Below are 21,504 nucleotides of genomic sequence, written 5' to 3'. Positions count from 1 at the left end.
TCAGTCATGGCCGGGAAACACCATCAGGCGTCTTGCTCCTGCCAGGCGCGCTCAATCTCTTCGGCAAGAATTTTCACTCCCGCCTCGATTTTCTCCGGGTCCGGCACGTAGTTCATGCGCATGCACTGATGCGTATGCGGCCACGGCTTGTCCAGCCCCGGGAAGAAGTAATCGCCCGGCACCATCAGCACGCCGCGTTGTTTCAGGCGCTGATACAGCAGCTCGGTGGAGATCGGCAGATCCTTAAACCACAGCCACAGGAAAATCGCCCCTTCTGGTTTATGAATCAGGCAGCGTTCTTCCGGCAAATAGCGGCGAATGGTAGCGATGGTTTCCTGAACACGCTGATAATAGAACGGTTTAATCACCGTCTCCGACAGCCGTAGCAGGTCCTTACGCTTGATCATTTCGCACATCATCGCTGGCCCAATCCCGCCAGGAGCGAGGCTGATAATGCCGTTCATATTACTGATCGCGGTGATGATTTTCTCGTTGGCGATGATGATTCCGCAGCGGGTGCCCGGCAGCCCGAGCTTGGATAAGCTCATACATAGCACGATGTTCGGGTTCCACAGCGGGCGCGCTTCGCTAAAAATAATGCCCGGGAAAGGCACGCCATAGGCGTTATCAATAACCAGCGGCACGCCGTGCTGATTGGCGAGGGCATCAAGCTTAATAAGCTCTTCGTCGGTAATGACGTTGCCGGTCGGATTAGTTGGTCGGGAGACGCAGATCATTCCCGTCTCTTCGGTGATCTGCAGGTGTTCGAAGTCCACGTGATATTTGAACTGGCCTTCCGGCAGCAGCTCAATGTTGGGGCGGGTGGCGACAAACAGATCCTCTTCCAGCCCGGAATCGGCGTAGCCGATATATTCCGGCGTCAGCGGGAACAGCACCTTGCGGGTGGTGCCGTCGGCACGGCGGCCGGCAAACAGGTTAAATAAGTAGAAAAATGCGCTCTGGCTGCCATTCGTCAGAGCAATATTCTGTGGTTCGATCTCCCAACCTAATTCTTCGCGCAGCATTTGCGCAAGCAAGGTCAGAAGCTCGCTTTTCCCTTGCGGACCATCATAATTGCAAAGCGCATCAAGGGCTTTGCCGTTATCCAGCATATCGGCCAGCAGGCTATTGAAGTATTCATTCATCTCCGGGATTTGCGCGGGGTTGCCGCCGCCCAGCATGATCGCGCCCGGTGTGCGCAGGCCGTCATTGAGGTCTTCCATCAGGCGGGTGATGCCTGAATGACGGGTGAATTTGTCGCCGAAAAGTGAAAATGTCATCGCGGATATTCTGTTGGTCTTCTGGAAAGGGAATTACCATAACGCCAGCGTCAACGCGGTGCAAATCGGCACAGGAGGGAGCGATTTATTTTTTGTTCTGCTAACAGTGTAAGTTTTAGTTATTTGTGCTGAAAAGGCTCCCGCCAGCGGCAAGGAGCCCGGTAAGCGACTGCTATTGCTGTCCGGCCCAGACAACCATCACTTTATCAGCGCTACTTTCACGTACGAAACCATAGCCCTGCTCTAGCGTCAGCGTCTGTTGTTTTCCCATACCAATGGCCGGATGGTGGGCGCGGAATTGGGCGATTTTTTGCCAGTGCGCGACGTTATCGGATGCGCTACCGGCAACATCCTGCCAGTTCATATCGGAGCGGGTACCCTGCAGCGGGTCGGAACCCGTGGGGCCGAACGGGCGCGAAGACTCATCGCCATAGAAGAGTTGTACGGCGCCTGGGGCGAGTAATAACAGTTCCGCCGCCCGGCTGCCGCCTTCGCGGAACAGGCGGGTATCGTGCGAGGAGAGATAGCTCAGCACGTTGAAATCCTGCAGCTTGTCCGCCATCTGCTGCCAGGTGGCGTCCATGTTTGCCAGACAGTCCACCGCTTTCGCCGCCCGATCCTGATAATCGAAATTGATCATCGCGTCGAAGCCGTGGCGATAGTAGTCGCTTTGCATCACGCCGTGGCCCCAGGCCTCGCCGGTCATCCAGAATGGCGCGTCATCCAGCGCTTTCTGAGGATTCGCTTTTTTCCATTCCGCCAGCGCGGCCGTGGCCTGCGTTTTGAGCTGTTGCCAGGCGTCCGGTTCGACGTGTTTTGCGGTATCGACGCGAAAGCCGTCAATACCGTAATCGCGTACCCATTGGCTGAGCCAGTGGGTCAGATAGTCGCGCGGCGTGAAGCCGGCTATCTCTTTGGCGGCGGAATCCGGCTTGTGACGGTAGAAATTTGGCAAGCCAGAAGGGAGCGTCGATTCGGTTTTCAGGTCCGGCAGGAACGCCAGCGACAGGGTGAAATCGTCGAAACCGGGATTGTCGTAGTTGCCGATATCGGTGCGGATCCATTTTTTTCCCCACCATTGTTCCCAGCCTGCTTTATCGCTGAAGTTGATGTAATCATTGAAGCTGTGCCAGCTTTGCCCTGGCGCCGGTTTCCAGTCGGTCCAGCGCTCGCCAAGCGTTTTTTTCAGTTCATCGCCTTTCAGGTACAGCGAGCCGAAGTGAAATTCCTGCATATCGGCAAGCGTGGCGTAACCAGTATGGTTCATGACGACATCAAACAGGACGCGCATGCCGCGCCGATGGGCCTCATCAACCAGTTGCCGAAGGTCGGCTTCGTCGCCCATGTTGGCGTCAAGACGGGTCCAGTCCTGGGTGTAGTAACCGTGATAGGCGTAGTGGGGAAAGTCGCCTTTGGTGCCGCCGCCGACCCAGCCGTGAATTTGCTCCAGCGGTGAACTTATCCATAGCGCGTTGACGCCAAGCTGTTGAAGATAATCTAGCTTGCTGATCAGCCCCTGTAAATCGCCGCCGTGGAAGGTGCCTATCTCCTGCATACCGTCTTTATGGCGCCCGTAGCTGTTGTCGTTGGCCGGATTGCCGTTAACGAAGCGATCGGTCAGGACAAAATAGATAGTGGCGTTATGCCAGTTAAACGGCGCGCTGGCGGCGCTATCCGCTTTTTCAAGCAGCACGAGCCCATTACTGCCTGCGGCGGGCTGCAGCGTGATTTTACCTGCTTTCACCGTGGCGAGATTACCGCTGTAAAAATCACGCACCTGGCTTCCCTCGGCAAACGTCTGGCCGACATCGAACGTCAGCGGTTTACCATCCCATTTCGGACACTGGCGCATCAGCGGCTGAGTGCTGGCCGTGTCCTGTTCCGCCAGCGACAGCATCAGCGTTGGCGTGCCGGAGCGGGTATCGACTTCCAGCGTATAGCGCCCGTCGCGGAACACGCGCCACTGCGGTGGCGTATCCCGACAAGGTTCCAGCGACAGCATCTGATTGAGTTTTATCGCCCCCGCAGGCTGCCAGCACTGTTGGTCAAAACTTATCCGCAAAGGGCGGGTACCCTTCGTCACCTCATTTTGCGTCGTAAAGCGGCCTGCATCCTGTTCAGTGAAGGCGGGAAAGTCAGCGGTTGTCCAGGCGGCAAAAGCCATCCCGGGCAGCAGTAGCGAGGCGAGCGCAGCGAGTTTCATACCGGAGTCCTGTTAGCGGTTTTTATCACAGTGTGCCTGCGCGCCATAAGGTTGAACTCATCCTGCTGGTAATTTTGCGGGGAGGATGAAAAGGGGTGAGTGATTTAGTTCAAAAAATGAGCTATAAATGAGACGGAGATAGCATTTCTGCACCTTCGCGACGGTGCAGAAACCGATTTCAGATGACAGCGATTCGGAATTGGACTATTTCTCTTGATGCTCTCTCTGGGTATTTTTGATACTATTCGCGATTCAACTATCGATTTTTTGCGAAAAACAAGGTGTTGGAATGAGTAAATCCGACCAGGAGACCTAATGATATCGATTCCCATGCGACGATATGGGGCTGCGATACTTATGTTACTTACCTGTATCTTTTCAGGTAGTGTGTTGGCGACAACGCACACAGCAACAAAGAGTCATAAAGCCTCAGTAGTTAAGAAAGTAAAGAAGCCCAGTAGTATCAAGGTTAGCAGTAAACAAGAGTATTCTCGCAATAGTGTAAAGAGCAGTTCACTTCCTGATTTGCGAAAATACCCTTCCGGGACACCAAGGAAAAAAGCGTTTCTCCGGACGGTTATGCCTTACATTACAAAGCAAAATCAAGCGATCACGGCAGATCGTAACTGGCTTGTCTCTAAGCAATACGACGGCCGTTGGTCGCCGAGCGAGCAGGCGCGTCTGAAAGACATCGCTTCACGTTACAAAGTGAAGTGGTCTGGCAATACTCGCCATATACCGTGGAATTCGCTGCTTGAGCGCGTCGACATTATTCCGAACAGCATGGTGGCAACCATGGCGGCTGCGGAAAGCGGTTGGGGCACCTCGAAGCTGGCGCGTGAGAACAACAACCTGTTTGGTATGAAGTGTGGCGGCGGCAACTGCCGCGGTGCAATGAAAGGCTACTCCCAGTTTGAATCTGTCGAGCAGTCGGTTCAGGCCTATGTTAAAAACCTGAATACGCACCCGGCTTATTCATCCTTCCGTAAGTCTCGCGCACAGCTGCGTAAGACGGACCAGGAAGTAACTGCCAGCACCATGATCCACAAGCTGAAGGGATATTCGACAAAAGGGTCGAGCTACAACAACTATCTCTTCGCCATGTATCAGGACAATCAGCGCTTAATTGCCGCTCATATGTAATCATCAATGCCCGGTGCGTAAGCCCGGGCATTTTTCTTTCCCGCTACATCATCACTTCACTGTGCCGATCGCGGTATTCTTTCGGCGTCACGTCGTACTCTTTCTTAAACACCGAATAGAAATACTGCAGCGACGGATAACCGCACATCTGCGAAATTTCGTTTATCGATAGCGTGGTGGAGACCAGCAGGCTGCGCGCTTTTTCCAGCTTTTCGCTGTGGATCACCGTGTGGATGGTCTCGCCGACCTCTTCTTTAAAGCGTTTCTCCAGATTCGATCGGGAAATACCGACGGCGTCGAGCACCTGCTCAACCTTAATGCCTTTGCAGGCGTGATTGCGGATGTAATGCATCGCCTGAATCACCGCAGGGTCGGTGAGCGAGCGATAATCGGTGGAGCGCCGCTCAATGACGCGCATCGGCGGCACCAGCAGCCGCTGCAGCGGTAGCGCTTCGTTTTCCAGTAATCGATGCAGGAGTTTCGCCGCCTGGTAGCCCATCTGCCGGGTACCCTGCGCCACGGAAGAGAGCGCGACGCGGGAGAGATAGCGGGTCAATTCTTCGTTATCGATACCGATGACGCACAGTTTTTCCGGCACCGGAATATGCAGCAGCTCACAGGCCTGCAGGACGTGACGTGCCCGGGCATCGGTCACGGCGATAATGCCGGTTTGCGGCGGCAGCGTTTGCAGCCAATCGGCGAGCCGATTTTGCGCATGCTGCCAGTTTTCCGGCGCGGTCTCCAGCCCCTGATAGACCACGCCACGGTATTTTTCTTTGGCGACTAGCTGGCTGAAGGCGTGTTCGCGCTCCATCGCCCAGCGCTTGCCGCTGGAGGTCGGTAGCCCGTAAAAGGCGAAGCGGTTCACGCCTTTTTCTTTCAGATGCAGGAACGCGCTTTCGACCAGCGCGGCATTATCGGTGGCGATATAGTGGACTGGCGGGTAGCACTCTGGTTGATGATAGGAGCCGCCGACGCCGACAATCGGTACTTTGACATCTGCCAGCAGTTTTTCTATCTCCGGGTCGTCGTAATCGGCGATAACGCCATCACCCAGCCACTCTTTGATGTTTTCAATACGCGCGCGAAAATCCTCTTCGATAAAAATATCCCATTCCAGCTGCGATGCCTGCAGATATTCGCCAACGCCTTCAACCACCTGACGGTCATAGGCTTTGTTGGCGTTGAATAACAGCGTAATGCGGTGACGCTTTTCAAACATAGATGATATTCCTGCTCTTACCCCGGTCATACAATACCGGCTAATGCCCGAATTATTTCAAGCGCCTTATGGCGAAGTTTGGCGGTGGCGCAAGTTATTCGGGCATTTTTCATCGTGATACCGTTATGTTCTCCGTTTGGTAGCCGAATCCATCCAGACCGCCAAAAGTAAAATGGCGCCCTTAACGATGTATTGCCAGAAGGTGGCGACGTCCATCATGCTCATGCCATTATCCAGCGCCGACATAATAAACGCCCCCATTACCGCCCCTGCCACGCTGCCGATGCCGCCCGCCAGACTGGTGCCGCCAATCACGCAGGCGGCGATGGCGTCGAGTTCGGCGATATTACCGGCAGAAGGCGATCCCGCTCCCAGTCGCGAGCTGAGAATCAACCCGGCGATGGCAACCATCAGGCCGTTAATGGCGAAGACCGCAAGCTTGGTGCGCTCGACGTTAATCCCGGAGAGGCGGGCCGCTTCCAGATTACCGCCAATGGCATAGATGCGGCGGCCAAAAGCGGTACGGGTCGCCATAAACATGCCCGCCAGCAGCAGGGCGGCGAGTATGAGTACCGGCGTCGGCACGCCGCGATAATCATTGAGCAGCCAGATAGCGCCCAGCACGATAACCGCGGTGATGGTCTGACGGCCAACCGCGCCGCCAGAACTGGTGGTCGCCAGTCCTAACGCCTGTCGGCGCATCCGACCGCGCCATTGCCAGATGATAAAAGCCGCCATGCCAATAACGCCGATTCCAAAGCCGATGCTGTCCGGTAAATAACTTTGACCGATTTGCGACATCGCCGGCGTGGTGGGCGAGACGGTGGTACCGTTGGTAATGCCGATTAAAATTCCGCGAAACGCCAGCATGCCGGCAAGGGTAACAATGAAAGAGGGCACCTTGCGATAGGCGACCCACCATCCGTTCCACGCGCCGAGCAGTAGTCCCATGACCAACGTAACGAGGATGGTGAGCGGCAGCGGCCAGCCGAGCCAAACGTCGAAAATCGCCGCCGCCCCGCCGAGCAAACCCATCATTGAGCCAACGGAGAGGTCGATTTCCGCCGAAATGATCACGAACACCATGCCGACGGCGAGGATGCCGGTGATGGCAGTTTGCCGCAGGAGGTTGGAAATATTACGCGCGCTCAAATAGGCGCCGTCGGTAACCCAGGTAAAGAACAGCATAATGGCGATAATCGCGGCGATCATCACGAAAACCTGGAGATTAAGCCCTTTCAGCGCCGGGAAAGCGGCAGGGGCGGATGGGGTAAGTTTGATTTCAGACGACGTGTTTTTCGACATGGCGTTCGCTCCTCAGCGCGGCTTCCATCACCTGTTCCTGGGTCAGACCTTGATTATGCAAATTGGCCTTAAGCTTGCCTTCGTGCATCACCAGTACCCTATCGCTTAGCCCGAGCACTTCAGGCAATTCGGATGAGATCACGATGACGGCGATGCCTTGCTGCACCAGTTGATTGATAAGCTTGTAGATTTCGTATTTCGCGCCGATATCGATGCCGCGGGTTGGTTCATCGAGGATCAAAATGCGCGGGTTGAGCAGCAGGCAGCGGGCCAGAATCGCCTTTTGTTGATTGCCGCCGCTCAGGCGGCCAATCGCCAGATCCGGCGATGACGTTTTGATTTTCAGCCGCTGAATCGATTGCTGAATGCAGTGCTGCTCCGCGGCGTCGTCGAGGCTGCTCGCCGGGCCGGTGAACTGATTTAACGCCGCGAGAGTGATGTTCTTGCCGACTGCCATCACCGGCACGATGCCGTCTTTTTTGCGGTCTTCCGGCACCATGGCGATACCATGGGCAATCGCCTGTTGGCAGTTTTTAATCGTTACCGGCTGTCCGTCGATAAAGATGCTTCCCTGCCAGCGCCCCGGCCAGACGCCAAACAGACACTGTACCGCCTCGGTGCGCCCGGCCCCGACTAACCCGGCGATGCCGAGGATTTCGCCGCGGCGGAGGGAAAACGACACGTCGTTGACGCGCTTGATATGGCGGTTAACCGGGTGCCAGGCGGTGAGATGCTCGACCCGCAATATCTCATCGCCATGATTATGTGGTTCGTTTGGATACAAGGCCGTGAGCTCGCGCCCGACCATCATGGTGATGATGTCATCTTCGTTCATCCCGCTGGCGTCGCGGGTGCCAATATGCTGGCCGTCACGTATCACGCAGATAGTGTCGGAGATGGCTTTAACTTCATTGAGCTTGTGCGAAATATAAATACAGGCGATGCCGTGGTTTTGCAGATCGCGAATAATCGCCAGCAGCGTCGCGGTTTCTTGTTCGGTTAACGATGCCGTGGGTTCATCGAGGATCAGCAGCCGTACCTGTTTATTCAGCGCCTTGGCGATCTCGACCAACTGCTGCTGGCCGAGGCCTAAATCGCCAACGCGGGTATCGGACGAGATCGATAAATTCACCTGCGCTAATAGTTTCTGGCAGCGCAGGGTCATGGTTTCGTAATCCAGCAGGCCATGGCGTGAGATCTCGGCGCCGAGAAAGATATTTTCCAGCACCGTGAGATGTTTCACCAACGCCAGCTCCTGGTGAATAATGGCGATACCTTTGCGCTCGGTATCGCGAATATGATTCGCCTGCAGCGACTCGCCGGCGAAAATGATTTCACCATCGTAACTGCCGTGTGGGTAGATGCCGCACAGCACTTTCATTAGCGTCGATTTTCCCGAACCATTTTCACCGCATAACGACACTACTTCCCCGGCATTCAGCCGCAGGCTGACGTTATCCACGGCCTTAACCGCGCCGAAGGCTTTGGTGATGTTCTTCATTTCGAGTAACCAGGACATAGAGACTCCGCAAAAGCGATATCCGGCAGGACGAAAACGACGCCCCGAGACGGGGCGTCAGCCATTACAGTTCACTCTTTTTGTGGAAACCGTCTTTAATCACCGTGGCGTCAATATTCTCTTTATTGACTTCAATTGGCGTTAACAGGCGCGAAGGGACATCTTTTAAGCCGTTATTCAATGTGGCGTCGGCCTTGGGTTGCTGGTCATTACCTAATTCAACGGCGATTTCGGCAGCGTTAGTGGCAAGCGTGGTAATCGGTTTATAAACGGTCATCGTCTGGGTGCCGGAAATAATACGTTTCACGCCAGCCAGATCGGCATCCTGCCCGGAAATGGCGACTTTACCCGCCAGCCCCTGGGCGCTTAGCGCCTGGATAGCGCCGCCGGCGGTCGCATCATTGGAAGCCACTACCGCGTCAATTTTGTTGTTATTCGCCGTCAGCGCGTTTTCCATGATTTTTAACGCGTTTTCCGGCAGCCAGCCGTCGACCCACTGATCGCCGACGATCTTAATTTTGCCGTCATCAACATAAGGTTTGAGCACCTTCATCTGACCGGCGCGGAACAATTTGGCGTTATTATCCACCGGCGAGCCACCCATCAGGAAATAATTTCCCTGCGGCACTTTGTCGACCAGGCTTTTGGCCTGCATTTCACCGACTTTTTCATTATCGAAAGAAATATAAAAATCGATGTCAGCATTATTAATCATGCGATCGTAGGCGAGAACTTTAATTCCTTCTTGTTTCGCTTCTTTAATAACGTTGCTGAGCACCTGGCCGTTGTAAGGAATAATCACTAAAACATCGACGCCGCGGTTGATCATATTTTCAATTTGCGACATTTGCGTTTCTTCGTTGCCATTGGCGGACTGCACAAATACTTTGGCGCCTAAGGATTCCGCTTTATTAACGAAAATATCGCGATCTTTTTGCCAACGTTCCAGACGAAGATCGTCGATGGCCATCCCAATCTTAACTTCTTTAGCCATACCCGCCATGCTGGCGAGAAGGAGCGATGAGGCGCAGAGCGTAAGGCAAAGGTTCTTTATCTTCATAATAACGATACCTTTTCAAAGGGTAGGTAAGGCGAACAGGAATAAACTTCAGGTTGCAGATACGTTGCAGATTCTTAACGGGGAAGCGAGGGCTGGCAATTACCTGTTCTTATTTTCGCATTATGAAATTTAGTTTGTTTCGTAATTTATGACCGCGATCGTATTTTATTCAAGAGTATGCAGGTTATTTCATTCTTCTTCCATCATAGGGTTCCAGAAATGATGCAAAGAGGAATTGTTTTTGCGAGCTGGCGCACGTTTGTGGATTCTCTCAATGGCGGTGTGAAATAACGTAATTGAGGAAGATGAAAATGGAATTCTATATTGGCGTATCACTTGTTACTCGCCGCACCCCTGAATATGGAGTTCTCTATGCAAACCTATTTCGATCAACTCGATCGCGTTCGTTATGAAGGCCCGAAATCGACTAACCCGCTGGCTTTTCGTCACTACAATCCGGATGAATTAGTACTGGGTAAGCGCATGGAAGATCACCTGCGTTTCGCCGCCTGCTACTGGCACACTTTCTGCTGGAATGGCGCGGATATGTTTGGCGTGGGATCCTTCGATCGTCCATGGCAGCAGCCGGGCGAAGCGCTGGAAATGGCGAAACGTAAAGCCGAAGTGGCATTTGAGTTTTTCCATAAGTTGAATGTGCCGTATTACTGCTTCCATGATGTCGACGTTTCCCCGGAAGGCGCTTCGCTGAAAGAGTACAGCAACAACTTTGCTCAGATGGTGGATGTGCTGGCGGAAAAACAGCAGCAGAGCGGCGTGAAACTGCTGTGGGGGACGGCAAACTGCTTTACCAACCCACGTTATGGCGCAGGCGCGGCGACGAACCCCGATCCGGAAGTCTTTAGTTGGGCGGCGACTCAGGTGGTCACCGCAATGAATGCGACCCACAAGTTGGGCGGTGAAAACTACGTTCTGTGGGGCGGTCGCGAAGGCTACGAAACCCTGCTTAATACCGATCTGCGTCAGGAGCGCGAGCAGATTGGCCGCTTTATGCAACTGGTGGTTGAACACAAACACAAAATTGGTTTCCAGGGCACCCTGCTGATCGAGCCGAAGCCGCAGGAGCCGACCAAGCACCAATATGATTATGATGCCTCCACGGTTTACGGGTTCCTGAAACAGTTTGGTCTGGAAAAAGAGATTAAACTGAATATTGAAGCTAACCACGCCACCCTTGCCGGCCACTCTTTCCACCACGAGATCGCCACGGCTATTGCGCTGGGCCTGTTCGGTTCGGTTGATGCTAACCGCGGCGATGCGCAGCTGGGCTGGGATACCGACCAGTTCCCGAACAGCGTGGAAGAGAACGCCCTGGTGATGTATGAGATCCTCAAAGCGGGCGGCTTCACCACCGGCGGCCTGAACTTTGATGCTAAAGTTCGTCGCCAGAGCACCGACAAATACGATCTGTTCTACGGCCATATCGGCGCGATGGACACTATGGCGCTGTCGCTGAAGGTCGCGGCGCGCATGATTGAAGATGGCGAGCTGGATAAACGCGTGGCGAAACGCTACGCCGGCTGGAACGGTGAATTGGGCCAGCAGATCCTCACAGGCCAGATGACCCTGACCGACATCGCGCACTATGCGACTCAGCACAACCTGGCGCCGCAGCACCACAGCGGGCACCAGGAACTGCTGGAAAACCTGGTGAATCATTACCTGTTCGATAAGTAATGCCGACAAAAGCGCCCGGTAAATCCGGGCGCTGGCTGTAACCATTTTTGCTGCGCCACGCTTTGCCGTGGCGTTCGTGTTAAGGAGACGCTGCATGTATATCGGGATTGATTTAGGGACCTCGGGCGTAAAAGCCATTCTGCTCAATGAACAGGGCGACGTACTGGCGACGCATACCGAAAAACTGACCGTCTCGCGCCCACATCCGCTCTGGTCCGAACAAGATCCCGAACAGTGGTGGCAGGCGACGAATACCGCGATGCAAGCGCTGGGCGCGCAACATTCCCTGCGCGAGGTAAAAGCTTTAGGGATTGCCGGACAGATGCATGGCGCCGCGCTGCTCGACAAACAGCAGCGGGTCCTGCGTCCGGCGATTTTGTGGAATGATGGCCGCTGCGGCGAAGAGTGCATGCTGCTGGAAGAAAAAGTCGGCGCTTCGCGGCAAATCACCGGCAACCTGATGATGCCGGGTTTTACGGCGCCGAAGCTGCTGTGGGTACAGCGTCACGAAGCCGAAATCTTTAAACAGGTCGATAAGGTCCTGTTGCCGAAAGATTATCTGCGGCTACGCATGAGCGGCGAATTCGCCAGCGATATGTCCGACGCCGCCGGCACGATGTGGATGAACGTCGCGCGACGCGACTGGAGCGATGAGATGCTCGCCGCCTGCGGGCTCGGCCGCGACAATATGCCGGCCCTTTTTGAAGGCTGCGAAGTGACCGGCCAACTGCGTGCTGAGGTAGCCCAGGCGTGGAATATGCCGCGGGCGCTGGTGGTAGCGGGCGGCGGTGATAACGCGGCAGGCGCTGTCGGTGTTGGCATGGCCGATGCCGGTCAGGCGATGTTATCGCTGGGGACCTCAGGCGTCTATTTCGCCGTCAGCGATGGTTTTCTGAGTAAACCGGAAAGCGCGGTGCATAGTTTCTGCCACGCGCTACCGGGCCGTTGGCACCTGATGTCGGTGATGCTCAGCGCCGCGTCTTGTCTGGATTGGGCGGCGAAGTTGACCGGCCTTAACAGCGTACCGGCGCTGATCGCCGCGGCGCAGTCGGCGGATGACAATAGCGATCCGGTGTGGTTTCTCCCTTATCTTTCCGGCGAGCGTACCCCGCACAACAATCCGCAGGCTAAAGGCGTGTTCTTCGGCCTTACCCATCAACATGGTCCCGCCGAACTGGCGCGGGCGGTGCTTGAGGGGGTGGGCTACGCGCTGGCCGACGGCATGGATGTTGTGCACTCCTGCGGCGTGAAACCGGAAAGTGTCACCCTTATCGGCGGCGGCGCGCGTAGCGCATACTGGCGGCAAATGCTTGCCGATATCAGCGGCCAGCAGCTGGATTTCCGCACCGGCGGCGATGTCGGCCCGGCGTTAGGCGCGGCAAGGTTGGCGCAACTGGGCGTTCATCACGATGCGGCTTTCTCTGACCTCCTGCCGCAGCTGCCGCTGGAGCAGGCGCACCTGCCTGATGCTCAACGGTTTGCCCGTTATGCGCCGCGTCGTGAAACGTTCCGCCAGATCTATCAGCAGCTTAAGCCACTGATGTCATAAGTTGTTCTCGCCCCATTTATTGGGGCGAATTTCCTTTCTGAATGATTCGCTTTGCATTGATTTAATTCACATATTTATTTATTCCGAATTGTGGGTTTCAATTTGCGGAAACTGCCGCAACCGGCAATTCCCCGGTCATAATGAGCGCTACCATGGCCAGGGAGGCGCAATGAAATTAAAACGTACGACGGCAAGATTAGTCATGCTGCTGGGCTCGCTGGTTTACTTAATAGGTATCTGGCGAACGTGCCCGCTATTCAGCGGCAAAGGTTACTTTCTTGGTGTACTGGTGATGGGAATGTTTGCCGTACTTACGCATCAGCGAACGGAGCTGGAAGCGCAGCGAGACGATGATTTTATCTCTCTGTGCCGGCTGGTGCTGTTGCTATCGGTGGGATTGCTGCTGGTCGGCGCCTGGTTTGTCCCGGCGCCGTGGCGTGAAAAAAGCATCTACGTGGTGGCATGGTTTGTCTGTATGTATGGCGCTTCAGCGATATCTTATCCCGCCAGAGTCGCGGATAAAGCTCGCAATAGCTCAGTGGAATAAGCTGTCAGTCGACAGCGAAGAGAGGTAGTCAGCAATGGAAATGAAAGCGACGACATATTCACCCGCGTTTCACCTGATCTCATGGATTGCGCTGGTGGGCGGTATCCTCGTGTATTTGATTGGCCTGTGGAATGCGCCAATGGAGCTCAATGAAAAGGGCTACTATTTTGCCGTATTGGTGCTGGGTCTTTTTTCCGCCGCTTCTTATCAGAAAACGGTTCGTGATAAATACGACAAAATTCCAACCACCGCTATGTATTACATGTCCTGCTTGATCGCTTTCGTGATTGCGGTGGGTCTGCTGGTGGTGGGATTGTGGAACGCAACGCTGATGCTAAGCGAGAAAGGCTTTTATGGCCTGGCATTCTTTTTGAGCCTGTTCGGCGCGGTAGCAGTACAGAAGAATATTCGCGATGCCTGGGATCGCTCGCCGCTAAGCGAGGGGAGCGCAGTAACAGAAGAGACTGCGGAGTAATCGACGGCGCCCGCGTTAAACGGCGGGCGCTTTTTTTAGCTCACTAACCGGCGACGGTCAATTCGTTGAACCAGTATAGATAGCGCCAGGCTACCCAACAGCGCGGCGGCGAAAATCCATGCAATATCCAGTAATGGCCAGCGGTTAAGTTCCAGGCCACTTGCGCGTAGCGCGTGTATAAACAGCGCGTGAAAACCATAAATGCCTAATGAATGTCTGGAAATTAACGCAATACCCGGAAGCTCACGGCTATTGAGGACGTTTTTGCCCAGCGTCAGCAACGAGGTCGCGCAGACAAACACTGCCGGCCCGCAGTACAGATACCAGGTATCGCCGAAATCACCGCGCCATTGCAGTTCATGCAGCGTGCCGCGTGAAATGATCCACACCGCGGCGGTAAACAGCAGCGCGCACAGCAGGGTTAATCCTCTTCTGTCGGTGTTCATGGCGCCGATCGCCCGGCCCAGTATCCCGTACAGTACGTAGTAAAAGGTATCGCCGTTGATATAAAGATTGATCGGTAGCCATTCAATGCCGCCGGCTTTAATACTTACCGTATTAGGGTTGGCGATGAGGCCAATCACCAGCATCAGCGCCAGCAGCATTTTGCCGCTGACCTGCTTCACCTGAATCAGCGGCGAGAGCAGATAAATCACCACAATGGCAAAGAAAAACCACAGGTGATAAAACACCGGCTTTTGCAGTAAATTTTTTAATGACAGCTCAACGTTGATATGGGTAAACAGGGTGATATAGAGCAGCGCCAGCGCGCTGTAGAACAGAATGCACAGCCCGATGCGCAGATAATGGCGCGGCTGGGCGCTGCGCTCGCCAAAAAACAGATAACCTGAAATCATGAAAAAAAGCGGGACGCTGACGCGCGATGCCGAGTTAAGCAGGTTAGCGATATTCCATTCAAACAAGCTGATGCTATGAGGATGGGTAATGTACCAGGTGGTGCTGTGAATCATCACGACCATCAGACATGCTATGCCGCGCAAGTTGGTAATCCAGCTTATTTTTTCCTGCATCTGTACCTCATTGGCTCCTGCGTAAAAAGAGTCTGACTCCCGTAGTTTGTCGTCATCACAATGGAATATTCTGAGTTTATCGCCACACTCTTGTAGAGCATCCGCGAGATTCGCAAAATGTTTGTCTGGTTTTACATGGTCTGCACGATAACAATTGGCTAACAAGGCGGTTGAGAAAAATGGTGATGAAATATTTCGTATCTGCCCTGGTGGCGCTGCTGCTGGTCGGCTGCAGCCAGACACCTGCTCAACCTGTCCAAAAAGCGCAAAAGGCACGTATCACGCCGCAAACGACGCTGAACATGGAGAAACTATGCAAGGATCAGGCGGCGTTACGTTATAGCACAGACACTCGTCGCGTCGACGTTAATCATTTCGAGCAGTTCCAGGCAAGCTATGAGCTTTCCGGCCTGACTTCGCGGAATGAGCGTTTTATCTGTTCTTTTGATCCGGACGGCCAGTTTTTGCATCTTTCTATGCGCTAAATGCGGCTTAAACGCCGCATGATGGCGCCGCTTTGCTCAAATTTCGCTAAACAAAGGCGTTTCATACTGTATATCTCGCAGCCAGCGGGTATACTGATCCCTTCCTTTAAATCCACACGTATCCAGCACGAAATAATATGCAAAAGTTTGATACCAGGACCTTCCAGGGCCTGATCCTGACCTTACAGGATTACTGGGCTCGTCAGGGCTGCACCATTGTTCAACCACTGGACATGGAAGTCGGCGCCGGCACCTCCCACCCGATGACCTGCTTACGCGCGTTGGGGCCAGAGCCGATGGCGACCGCTTACGTGCAGCCATCTCGTCGCCCGACCGACGGTCGCTATGGCGAAAACCCGAACCGCTTACAGCACTATTACCAGTTCCAGGTGGTGATTAAGCCGTCTCCGGACAACATTCAGGAGCTGTACCTCGGATCTCTAAAAGAGCTGGGTATGGACCCGACTATCCACGATATCCGCTTCGTTGAAGATAACTGGGAAAACCCGACGCTGGGCGCCTGGGGGCTGGGTTGGGAAGTGTGGCTGAACGGTATGGAAGTGACGCAGTTCACTTACTTCCAACAGGTTGGCGGCCTGGAATGTAAACCGGTGACCGGTGAAATCACTTACGGCCTGGAGCGTCTGGCGATGTACATCCAGGGCGTGGACAGCGTCTACGATCTGGTCTGGAGCGATGGTCCGCTGGGCAAAACCACCTACGGCGACGTGTTCCACCAGAACGAAGTGGAACAATCCACCTATAACTTTGAATATGCGGACGTAGACTTCTTGTTCACCTGCTTCGAGCAGTATGAGAAAGAAGCGCAGCAACTGCTGGCGCTGGAAAACCCGCTGCCGCTGCCAGCCTACGAACGTATTCTTAAAGCCGCCCATAGCTTTAACCTGCTGGATGCGCGTAAAGCCATCTCCGTCACCGAGCGTCAGCGCTATATTCTGCGCATTCGCACCCTGACTAAAGCAGTGGCAGAAGCTTACTATGCTTCCCGTGAGGCCCTTGGCTTCCCGATGTGCAACAAAGATAAATAAGAGGCGGCCATGTCTGAGAAAACTTTCCTGGTGGAGATCGGCACCGAAGAGCTGCCACCAAAAGCACTGCGCAGCCTGGCTGAATCCTTCGCTGCCAACTTTACTGCGGAACTGGACAACGCTGGCCTTGCGCACGGCGCCGTCGAATGGTTTGCCGCGCCGCGCCGCCTGGCGCTGAAAGTGGCGAATCTGGCCGCCTCGCAGCCGGATCGTGAAGTCGAAAAACGCGGCCCGGCCATTGCCCAGGCGTTTGACGCGGAAGGTAAACCAAGCAAAGCGGCCGAAGGCTGGGCGCGTGGCTGTGGTATTACCGTCGATCAGGCTGAACGTCTGACCACCGATAAAGGCGAATGGCTGTTGTATCGCGCCCACGTTAAAGGTGAAAGCGCGCAAACGCTGCTGCCGAACATGGTTGCGACCTCGCTGGCGAAGCTGCCAATCCCGAAACTGATGCGTTGGGGCGCTTCCGACGTTCACTTCGTGCGTCCGGTACACACCGTAACCCTGCTGTTGGGCGATCAGGTTATCCCGGCGACCATTCTGGGTATCGCTTCCGACCGTATCATTCGCGGACACCGTTTTATGGGCGAGCCGGAATTCACCATCGACAATGCCGACCAGTATCCGCAGATTCTGCTGGAGCGCGGTAAAGTGATGGCGGACTACGCCGAGCGTAAAGCCAAAATCAAAGCGGATGCTGAAGCGGCGGCGCGTAAGATTGGCGGTAACGCTGATCTGAGCGAAAGCCTGCTGGAAGAAGTGACCTCTCTGGTCGAGTGGCCGGTAGTGCTGACGGCGAAGTTTGAAGAGAAATTCCTCGCGGTGCCGTCCGAAGCGCTGGTTTACACCATGAAGGGCGACCAGAAGTACTTCCCGGTCTACGCTAATGACGGCAAACTGCTGCCGAACTTCATCTTCGTGGCGAATATCGAGTCCAAAGATCCGCAGCAGATCATCTCTGGTAATGAGAAGGTCGTTCGTCCGCGTCTGGCCGATGCCGAGTTCTTCTTCAATACCGACCGTAAAAAACGTCTGGAAGATAACCTGCCGCGTCTGGAAACCGTGCTGTTCCAACAGCAGTTGGGAACCCTGCGCGACAAGACCGATCGCATTCAGGCGCTGGCGGGCTGGATTGCCGAACAAATTGGCGCTGACGTTAACCATGCGACCCGCGCGGGTCTGCTCTCCAAGTGTGACCTGATGACCAACATGGTCTTCGAGTTTACCGACACGCAGGGCGTGATGGGTATGCACTACGCGCGTCATGACGGCGAAGCGGAAGATGTCGCAGTTGCGCTGAACGAGCAGTATCAGCCGCGTTTTGCCGGCGATGCGCTGCCGTCTAACCCGGTTGCCTGCGCGGTGGCTATTGCCGACAAGATGGACACTCTGGCGGGTATCTTCGGTATCGGCCAGCATCCGAAAGGCGATAAAGACCCGTTTGCGCTGCGCCGCGCCGCGCTGGGCGTGCTGCGTATCATCGTTGAGAAGAACCTGAATCTCGATCTGCAAACGCTGACCGAAGAAGCAGTGCGTCTGTACGGCGAGAAGCTGACTAACGCCAACGTCGTTGATGACGTTATCGACTTCATGCTGGGCCGCTTCCGTGCCTGGTATCAGGACGAAGGCTACGGTGTTGACACTATTCAGGCGGTACTGGCGCGTCGTCCGACCCGCCCGGCGGATTTCGATGCGCGCATGAAGGCCGTGTCACACTTCCGTACGCTGGAAGAGTCCTCCGCCCTGGCGGCGGCAAACAAACGCGTATCCAACATCCTGGCGAAATCCGACGAGACCCTGAACGATATCGTTCATGCCTCGGTGCTGAAAGAAGCGGCGGAAATCAAGTTGGCCGGTAATCTGGTGGTGCTGCGCGATAAGCTGCAGCCGTACTTCGCCGAAGGCCGTTATCAGGATGCGCTGATTGAGCTGGCTGCGCTGCGCGAGCCGGTTGATGAGTTCTTCGAAAATGTGATGGTTAACGCTGAAGACAAAGATGTTCGCATCAACCGTCTGACGCTGCTGTCCAAACTGCGCGAGCTGTTCCTGCAGGTTGCGGATATTTCGCTGCTGCAGTAACTATCTCGAGAAAGGTCAAAAGCCTGCCATCCGGCAGGCTTTTTTTTGCCTTATCGCGATGGTGAAAAAATAATCTTGAAATCCAGGTTCAGGCCTGGCTATCCTATGTCCCGACGAATCCCTCGTCTCACTGGAGCGCACACGACAAATGAACAAACACGACTGATGAATTTCACGCCTTACCTCGCAGAGGCTGCGGGTAGGGGAGTATTGATTTCATTCAGGAGTGCTTATGGCTCATTGCGCCCACACCCCCTCTTTTGTTTTACATCAGGTCACCTGTCAGTTCGCGACGGGACAGACGCTTTTTGGCCCGCTGAATTTATCGCTGGAACCGTTGCTTTGCGGCCTTGTTGGACGCAACGGCGTTGGCAAGACACGCCTGTTGCGTCTGCTGGCGGGCCTTGATTCCCCTTCCGGCGGGCATATCGAACGGTCGGCTACGGTTGCCTGGGTGGCGCAGCAGCCGACCCTCACGGCCGGGACCACCATTGCCTCGCTATTGGGTTATGCACCGCTATTTGACGCCTTGTCCCGTCTTGAACAGGGGAAAGGGCTGGCGGATGACTTCGAACTGTTAGATGGTCGTTGGGATCTGCCCGATCGCCTGAGTTCAGCCTTTCGCGATGCCGATCTCCCGGCATTCTCCGCCGATCGTCCCGCTTTTTCGCTCAGCGGCGGCGAACGGATGAAGGCGCTGCTGTGCGGCGCGTTAGTTTCCGGCGCGGACTATCTGCTGCTGGATGAACCTACTAATCATCTCGATCGTCAGGGCCGGGAGTGGCTGTATCAGCAACTGGAAGTCTGGCGTGGCGGGGCATTAATCGCCAGCCACGACCGTGAATTGCTGGCTCGGATGGCGAAGATTATTGAGCTGACGCCGGCGGCGCTGCGCAGCTACGGTGGTAATTATGCCGAATATCAGCAGCAGCATGAAGCGGAGCAACAGGCCGCCCGCTCGGCGCTGGAGCATGCCGCAATCGAACGGCGGCGCACCCGGGCGCAGATGCAAAAGGAGCATGATGCGGCCCAGCGGCGATCGGCGCAGACGCTGCGTACCGTCGATACGCTGAATATCGCTTCTTTCGAACGCGTGAAGTACAAAGGGGCGGCAAAAGAGCGTCCGGGAACGCTGCGCCGTCAGCATCGAGAGCAGAACAGTAGCCTGAATGCCGCCGTGCAGCAGGCGCGGGAGCGGGTAGAAGAAGATAATCCGGTGATGTTTACGCTGCCGGGCAGTGAAGTGGCCGCCGGCAAGCAGGTACTGGTGCTGGAATCACTGCAGTTAGCTCACTCATCCACCGCGCCGCTCGACTGGCGGGTGGATGGCCCGATGCGCATCGCGCTAAAGGGGCCAAACGGCTGTGGCAAAACAACATTGTTGAAAACCCTGATGGGGCTGGAACAGGCAACCTCTGGCGATGTTCGGCTATCGGTGAGCGCGGCGTATCTCGATCAGCATCTGACGCAGCTGGATTTATCACTATCGGCAATGGAGCACCTGAACTTAGGAAACACTCCGCTGGATGAAGGAATGCTGCGTAGCCGTCTGGCGCAGCTCCAGTTGGGGGCTGACAAGGTGAGTCTTCCGCTAGCGGCGCTAAGCGGCGGCGAACGACTGAAAGCGGCGCTTGCCTGCGTGCTCTGGCGGCGGGACTCAACCCAACTGCTGCTACTGGATGAGCCAACCAATCATCTCGATCTGGCTTCAACGCAGGCGATTGAAAGCGCGCTGGCGGCGTTTCCCGGCGCCATGCTGGTGGTATCGCATGATGAGGCATTTTTACAAGGCCTGAAATTGACCCATAGCCTGGAGTGGCGGGATACGGGCTGGCATTTTGCCGCCCTCTGAATGACAACAGGCGCCATCTGCTGATGGCGCCTGTTGATGACAGATAAAAAAAATCCCCGCCATAAGGCAGGGATTTATTATTCTTAGCGGCTTGAACTTACAGAGAAGTTACGTTGCCAGCTGCCGGGCCTTTAGCGCCGCTTTCGATGGTGAAGGAAACTTTCTGACCTTCGTCCAGGGATTTGTAGCCATCGTTCTGGATAGCGGAGAAGTGTACGAACACGTCTTTAGAGCCATCGTCAGGAGTGATGAAGCCGAAGCCTTTGTCAGCGTTGAACCATTTTACGATACCAGTCATTTTACCGGACATAGTGAATTACCTTTAAAAAAATTAGTGAGCCTTGCGGCGTAGTGGTCTGGACTACAGATTTAAAGCGATAAAGGGAAAGTTCACTACGGGGATATCTAATGGATAACCTTTGAAGGACTGCTCTATTCGACTGCTCTGTGGTCTGTAAATCAAACCTGCGAGTATTAACGCATGTTCTCAGTCGGATAGCAAACTTTTTTTCATCAGGATATAAAACGGCCCTGCATCAGGACCGTTACCAAAAGAAGATAGTAAACCAGTTTTTCAATCTATTAGCTGCCTTGAGAGCTGCGGATTGGCCATCATCAGGCGCATCAGTTTGAGCTCAGTGGATGACGGTTTAACCCGTCGCGACTCCCACTCTTCAACCATCGCAACGCTGACGCCCATGGCATTGGCGAAATCATCGGTCTTAAGTCCTGTGCCCTTACGCAGCTGTTCAAATTCATTAAAAACGCTTGGGGTACGGGCAAGCGTGGCCGTTTGCGGCTGATCTTTAAAAACAATTTGTTCCAGGTTACTCAACAAATCAAATACGGGATCTTTATATTCCATTGAGAGCTCCTATTCTGTCTCACTGCGGAGAGGAAAATACATCGAGCCATTTAAGAATAGTCGCAAAAGCAAGGAAAATAATAACCACTGTGATTATTTGTTTGCGTGGTTTCGTTAATCACCCGCAAAAGAGGCGGGTGTGAAA

Annotated in this window: 18 protein-coding genes; 9 read left to right on the top strand and 9 right to left on the bottom strand. The window is 54.7% G+C overall.

Annotated elements, in window-relative coordinates; translation table 11 throughout:
- Nucleotides 1-23: 23 nt before the first annotated feature.
- Both avtA and PGR10_RS20715 read right to left on the bottom strand, forming a co-directional pair.
- Entirely contained in the window at nt 24-1,280 is a 1,257-nt protein-coding gene (avtA, locus tag PGR10_RS20720) for a valine--pyruvate transaminase (protein WP_015369199.1), read from the bottom strand.
- A 172-nt stretch (nt 1,281-1,452) separates the two neighbouring features.
- Nucleotides 1,453-3,483, bottom strand: coding sequence for an alpha-amylase (locus PGR10_RS20715; RefSeq protein WP_430924039.1), 2,031 nt, complete (start codon nt 3,481-3,483; stop codon nt 1,453-1,455).
- A 315-nt stretch (nt 3,484-3,798) separates the two neighbouring features.
- Here PGR10_RS20715 and PGR10_RS20710 point away from each other — a divergent pair, with 315 nt between their 5' ends.
- Nucleotides 3,799-4,626: a protein bax gene (locus tag PGR10_RS20710; protein WP_087858963.1), complete on the top strand. Its 828-nt coding sequence runs from the start codon at nt 3,799-3,801 to the stop codon at nt 4,624-4,626.
- Between the two features lie 43 nt (nt 4,627-4,669).
- On the opposite strand, the gene xylR is transcribed toward PGR10_RS20710, so the two are convergent.
- The 4 genes from xylR to xylF form a co-directional block, all read right to left on the bottom strand.
- Complete coding sequence (xylR, locus tag PGR10_RS20705; RefSeq protein ID WP_430924038.1) at nt 4,670-5,848, bottom strand: D-xylose utilization transcriptional activator XylR; 1,179 nt, start codon at nt 5,846-5,848, stop codon at nt 4,670-4,672.
- Between the two features lie 123 nt (nt 5,849-5,971).
- A complete protein-coding gene (xylH, locus tag PGR10_RS20700) occupies nt 5,972-7,153 on the bottom strand; it encodes a xylose ABC transporter permease XylH (RefSeq protein WP_430924036.1) in 1,182 nt (393 codons plus the stop codon).
- Nucleotides 7,131-8,672, bottom strand: a complete 1,542-nt coding sequence (locus PGR10_RS20695; RefSeq protein ID WP_430924035.1) for a xylose ABC transporter ATP-binding protein — start codon at nt 8,670-8,672, stop codon at nt 7,131-7,133. The genes xylH and PGR10_RS20695 overlap by 23 nt, the downstream gene beginning before the upstream one ends.
- Before the next feature lie 64 nt (nt 8,673-8,736).
- Nucleotides 8,737-9,732 (bottom strand): D-xylose ABC transporter substrate-binding protein, encoded by a 996-nt coding sequence (gene xylF / locus PGR10_RS20690; RefSeq protein WP_087858966.1) that lies wholly within the window; start codon nt 9,730-9,732, stop codon nt 8,737-8,739.
- 372 nt (nt 9,733-10,104) lie between these two features.
- Here xylF and xylA point away from each other — a divergent pair, with 372 nt between their 5' ends.
- From xylA to yiaA, 4 genes are all read left to right on the top strand, one after another.
- Nucleotides 10,105-11,427 (top strand): xylose isomerase, encoded by a 1,323-nt coding sequence (gene xylA, locus PGR10_RS20685; RefSeq protein ID WP_015703780.1) that lies wholly within the window; start codon nt 10,105-10,107, stop codon nt 11,425-11,427.
- A 94-nt stretch (nt 11,428-11,521) separates the two neighbouring features.
- Nucleotides 11,522-12,976: a xylulokinase gene (gene xylB / locus PGR10_RS20680; protein ID WP_430924034.1), complete on the top strand. Its 1,455-nt coding sequence runs from the start codon at nt 11,522-11,524 to the stop codon at nt 12,974-12,976.
- A gap of 169 nt (nt 12,977-13,145) precedes the next feature.
- Nucleotides 13,146-13,523 (top strand): inner membrane protein YiaB, encoded by a 378-nt coding sequence (gene yiaB, locus PGR10_RS20675; protein ID WP_087858969.1) that lies wholly within the window; start codon nt 13,146-13,148, stop codon nt 13,521-13,523.
- Nucleotides 13,524-13,557: 34 nt separating this feature from the next.
- Complete coding sequence (gene yiaA / locus PGR10_RS20670; RefSeq protein WP_087858970.1) at nt 13,558-13,998, top strand: inner membrane protein YiaA; 441 nt, start codon at nt 13,558-13,560, stop codon at nt 13,996-13,998.
- Between the two features lie 35 nt (nt 13,999-14,033).
- Here yiaA and PGR10_RS20665 read toward each other — a convergent pair whose 3' ends face one another.
- Nucleotides 14,034-15,029, bottom strand: coding sequence for an acyltransferase (locus tag PGR10_RS20665; protein WP_113374014.1), 996 nt, complete (start codon nt 15,027-15,029; stop codon nt 14,034-14,036).
- A gap of 185 nt (nt 15,030-15,214) precedes the next feature.
- Between PGR10_RS20665 and PGR10_RS20660 the strand changes: the two genes are divergently transcribed.
- The 4 genes from PGR10_RS20660 to PGR10_RS20645 all read left to right on the top strand — a co-directional run bounded on the left by PGR10_RS20660 (nt 15,215) and on the right by PGR10_RS20645 (nt 20,494).
- Entirely contained in the window at nt 15,215-15,514 is a 300-nt protein-coding gene (locus tag PGR10_RS20660; RefSeq protein ID WP_162750193.1) for a YsaB family lipoprotein, read from the top strand.
- A gap of 137 nt (nt 15,515-15,651) precedes the next feature.
- On the top strand, nt 15,652-16,563 hold the full coding sequence (glyQ, locus tag PGR10_RS20655; RefSeq protein ID WP_001168551.1) for a glycine--tRNA ligase subunit alpha: 912 nt from the start codon (nt 15,652-15,654) through the stop codon (nt 16,561-16,563).
- Nucleotides 16,564-16,572: 9 nt separating this feature from the next.
- Nucleotides 16,573-18,642 (top strand): glycine--tRNA ligase subunit beta, encoded by a 2,070-nt coding sequence (gene glyS / locus PGR10_RS20650; RefSeq protein WP_020077709.1) that lies wholly within the window; start codon nt 16,573-16,575, stop codon nt 18,640-18,642.
- 232 nt (nt 18,643-18,874) lie between these two features.
- Nucleotides 18,875-20,494, top strand: a complete 1,620-nt coding sequence (locus PGR10_RS20645; protein ID WP_430924033.1) for an ABC-F family ATP-binding cassette domain-containing protein — start codon at nt 18,875-18,877, stop codon at nt 20,492-20,494.
- Nucleotides 20,495-20,591: 97 nt separating this feature from the next.
- Here PGR10_RS20645 and cspE read toward each other — a convergent pair whose 3' ends face one another.
- Both cspE and PGR10_RS20635 read right to left on the bottom strand, forming a co-directional pair.
- Entirely contained in the window at nt 20,592-20,804 is a 213-nt protein-coding gene (cspE, locus tag PGR10_RS20640; protein ID WP_000014594.1) for a transcription antiterminator/RNA stability regulator CspE, read from the bottom strand.
- A gap of 264 nt (nt 20,805-21,068) precedes the next feature.
- A complete protein-coding gene (locus PGR10_RS20635) occupies nt 21,069-21,359 on the bottom strand; it encodes an HTH-type transcriptional regulator (RefSeq protein ID WP_087858974.1) in 291 nt (96 codons plus the stop codon).
- Nucleotides 21,360-21,504 lie beyond the last annotated feature (145 nt).

It is taken from the genome of Klebsiella sp. 141198 (genome assembly GCF_050600785.1).
Classification (GTDB): Bacteria; Pseudomonadota; Gammaproteobacteria; order Enterobacterales; family Enterobacteriaceae; genus Klebsiella; species Klebsiella aerogenes.
Note: the sequence above shows the minus strand (reverse complement) of the source record. Positions and strands in the feature narration are given on the sequence as shown.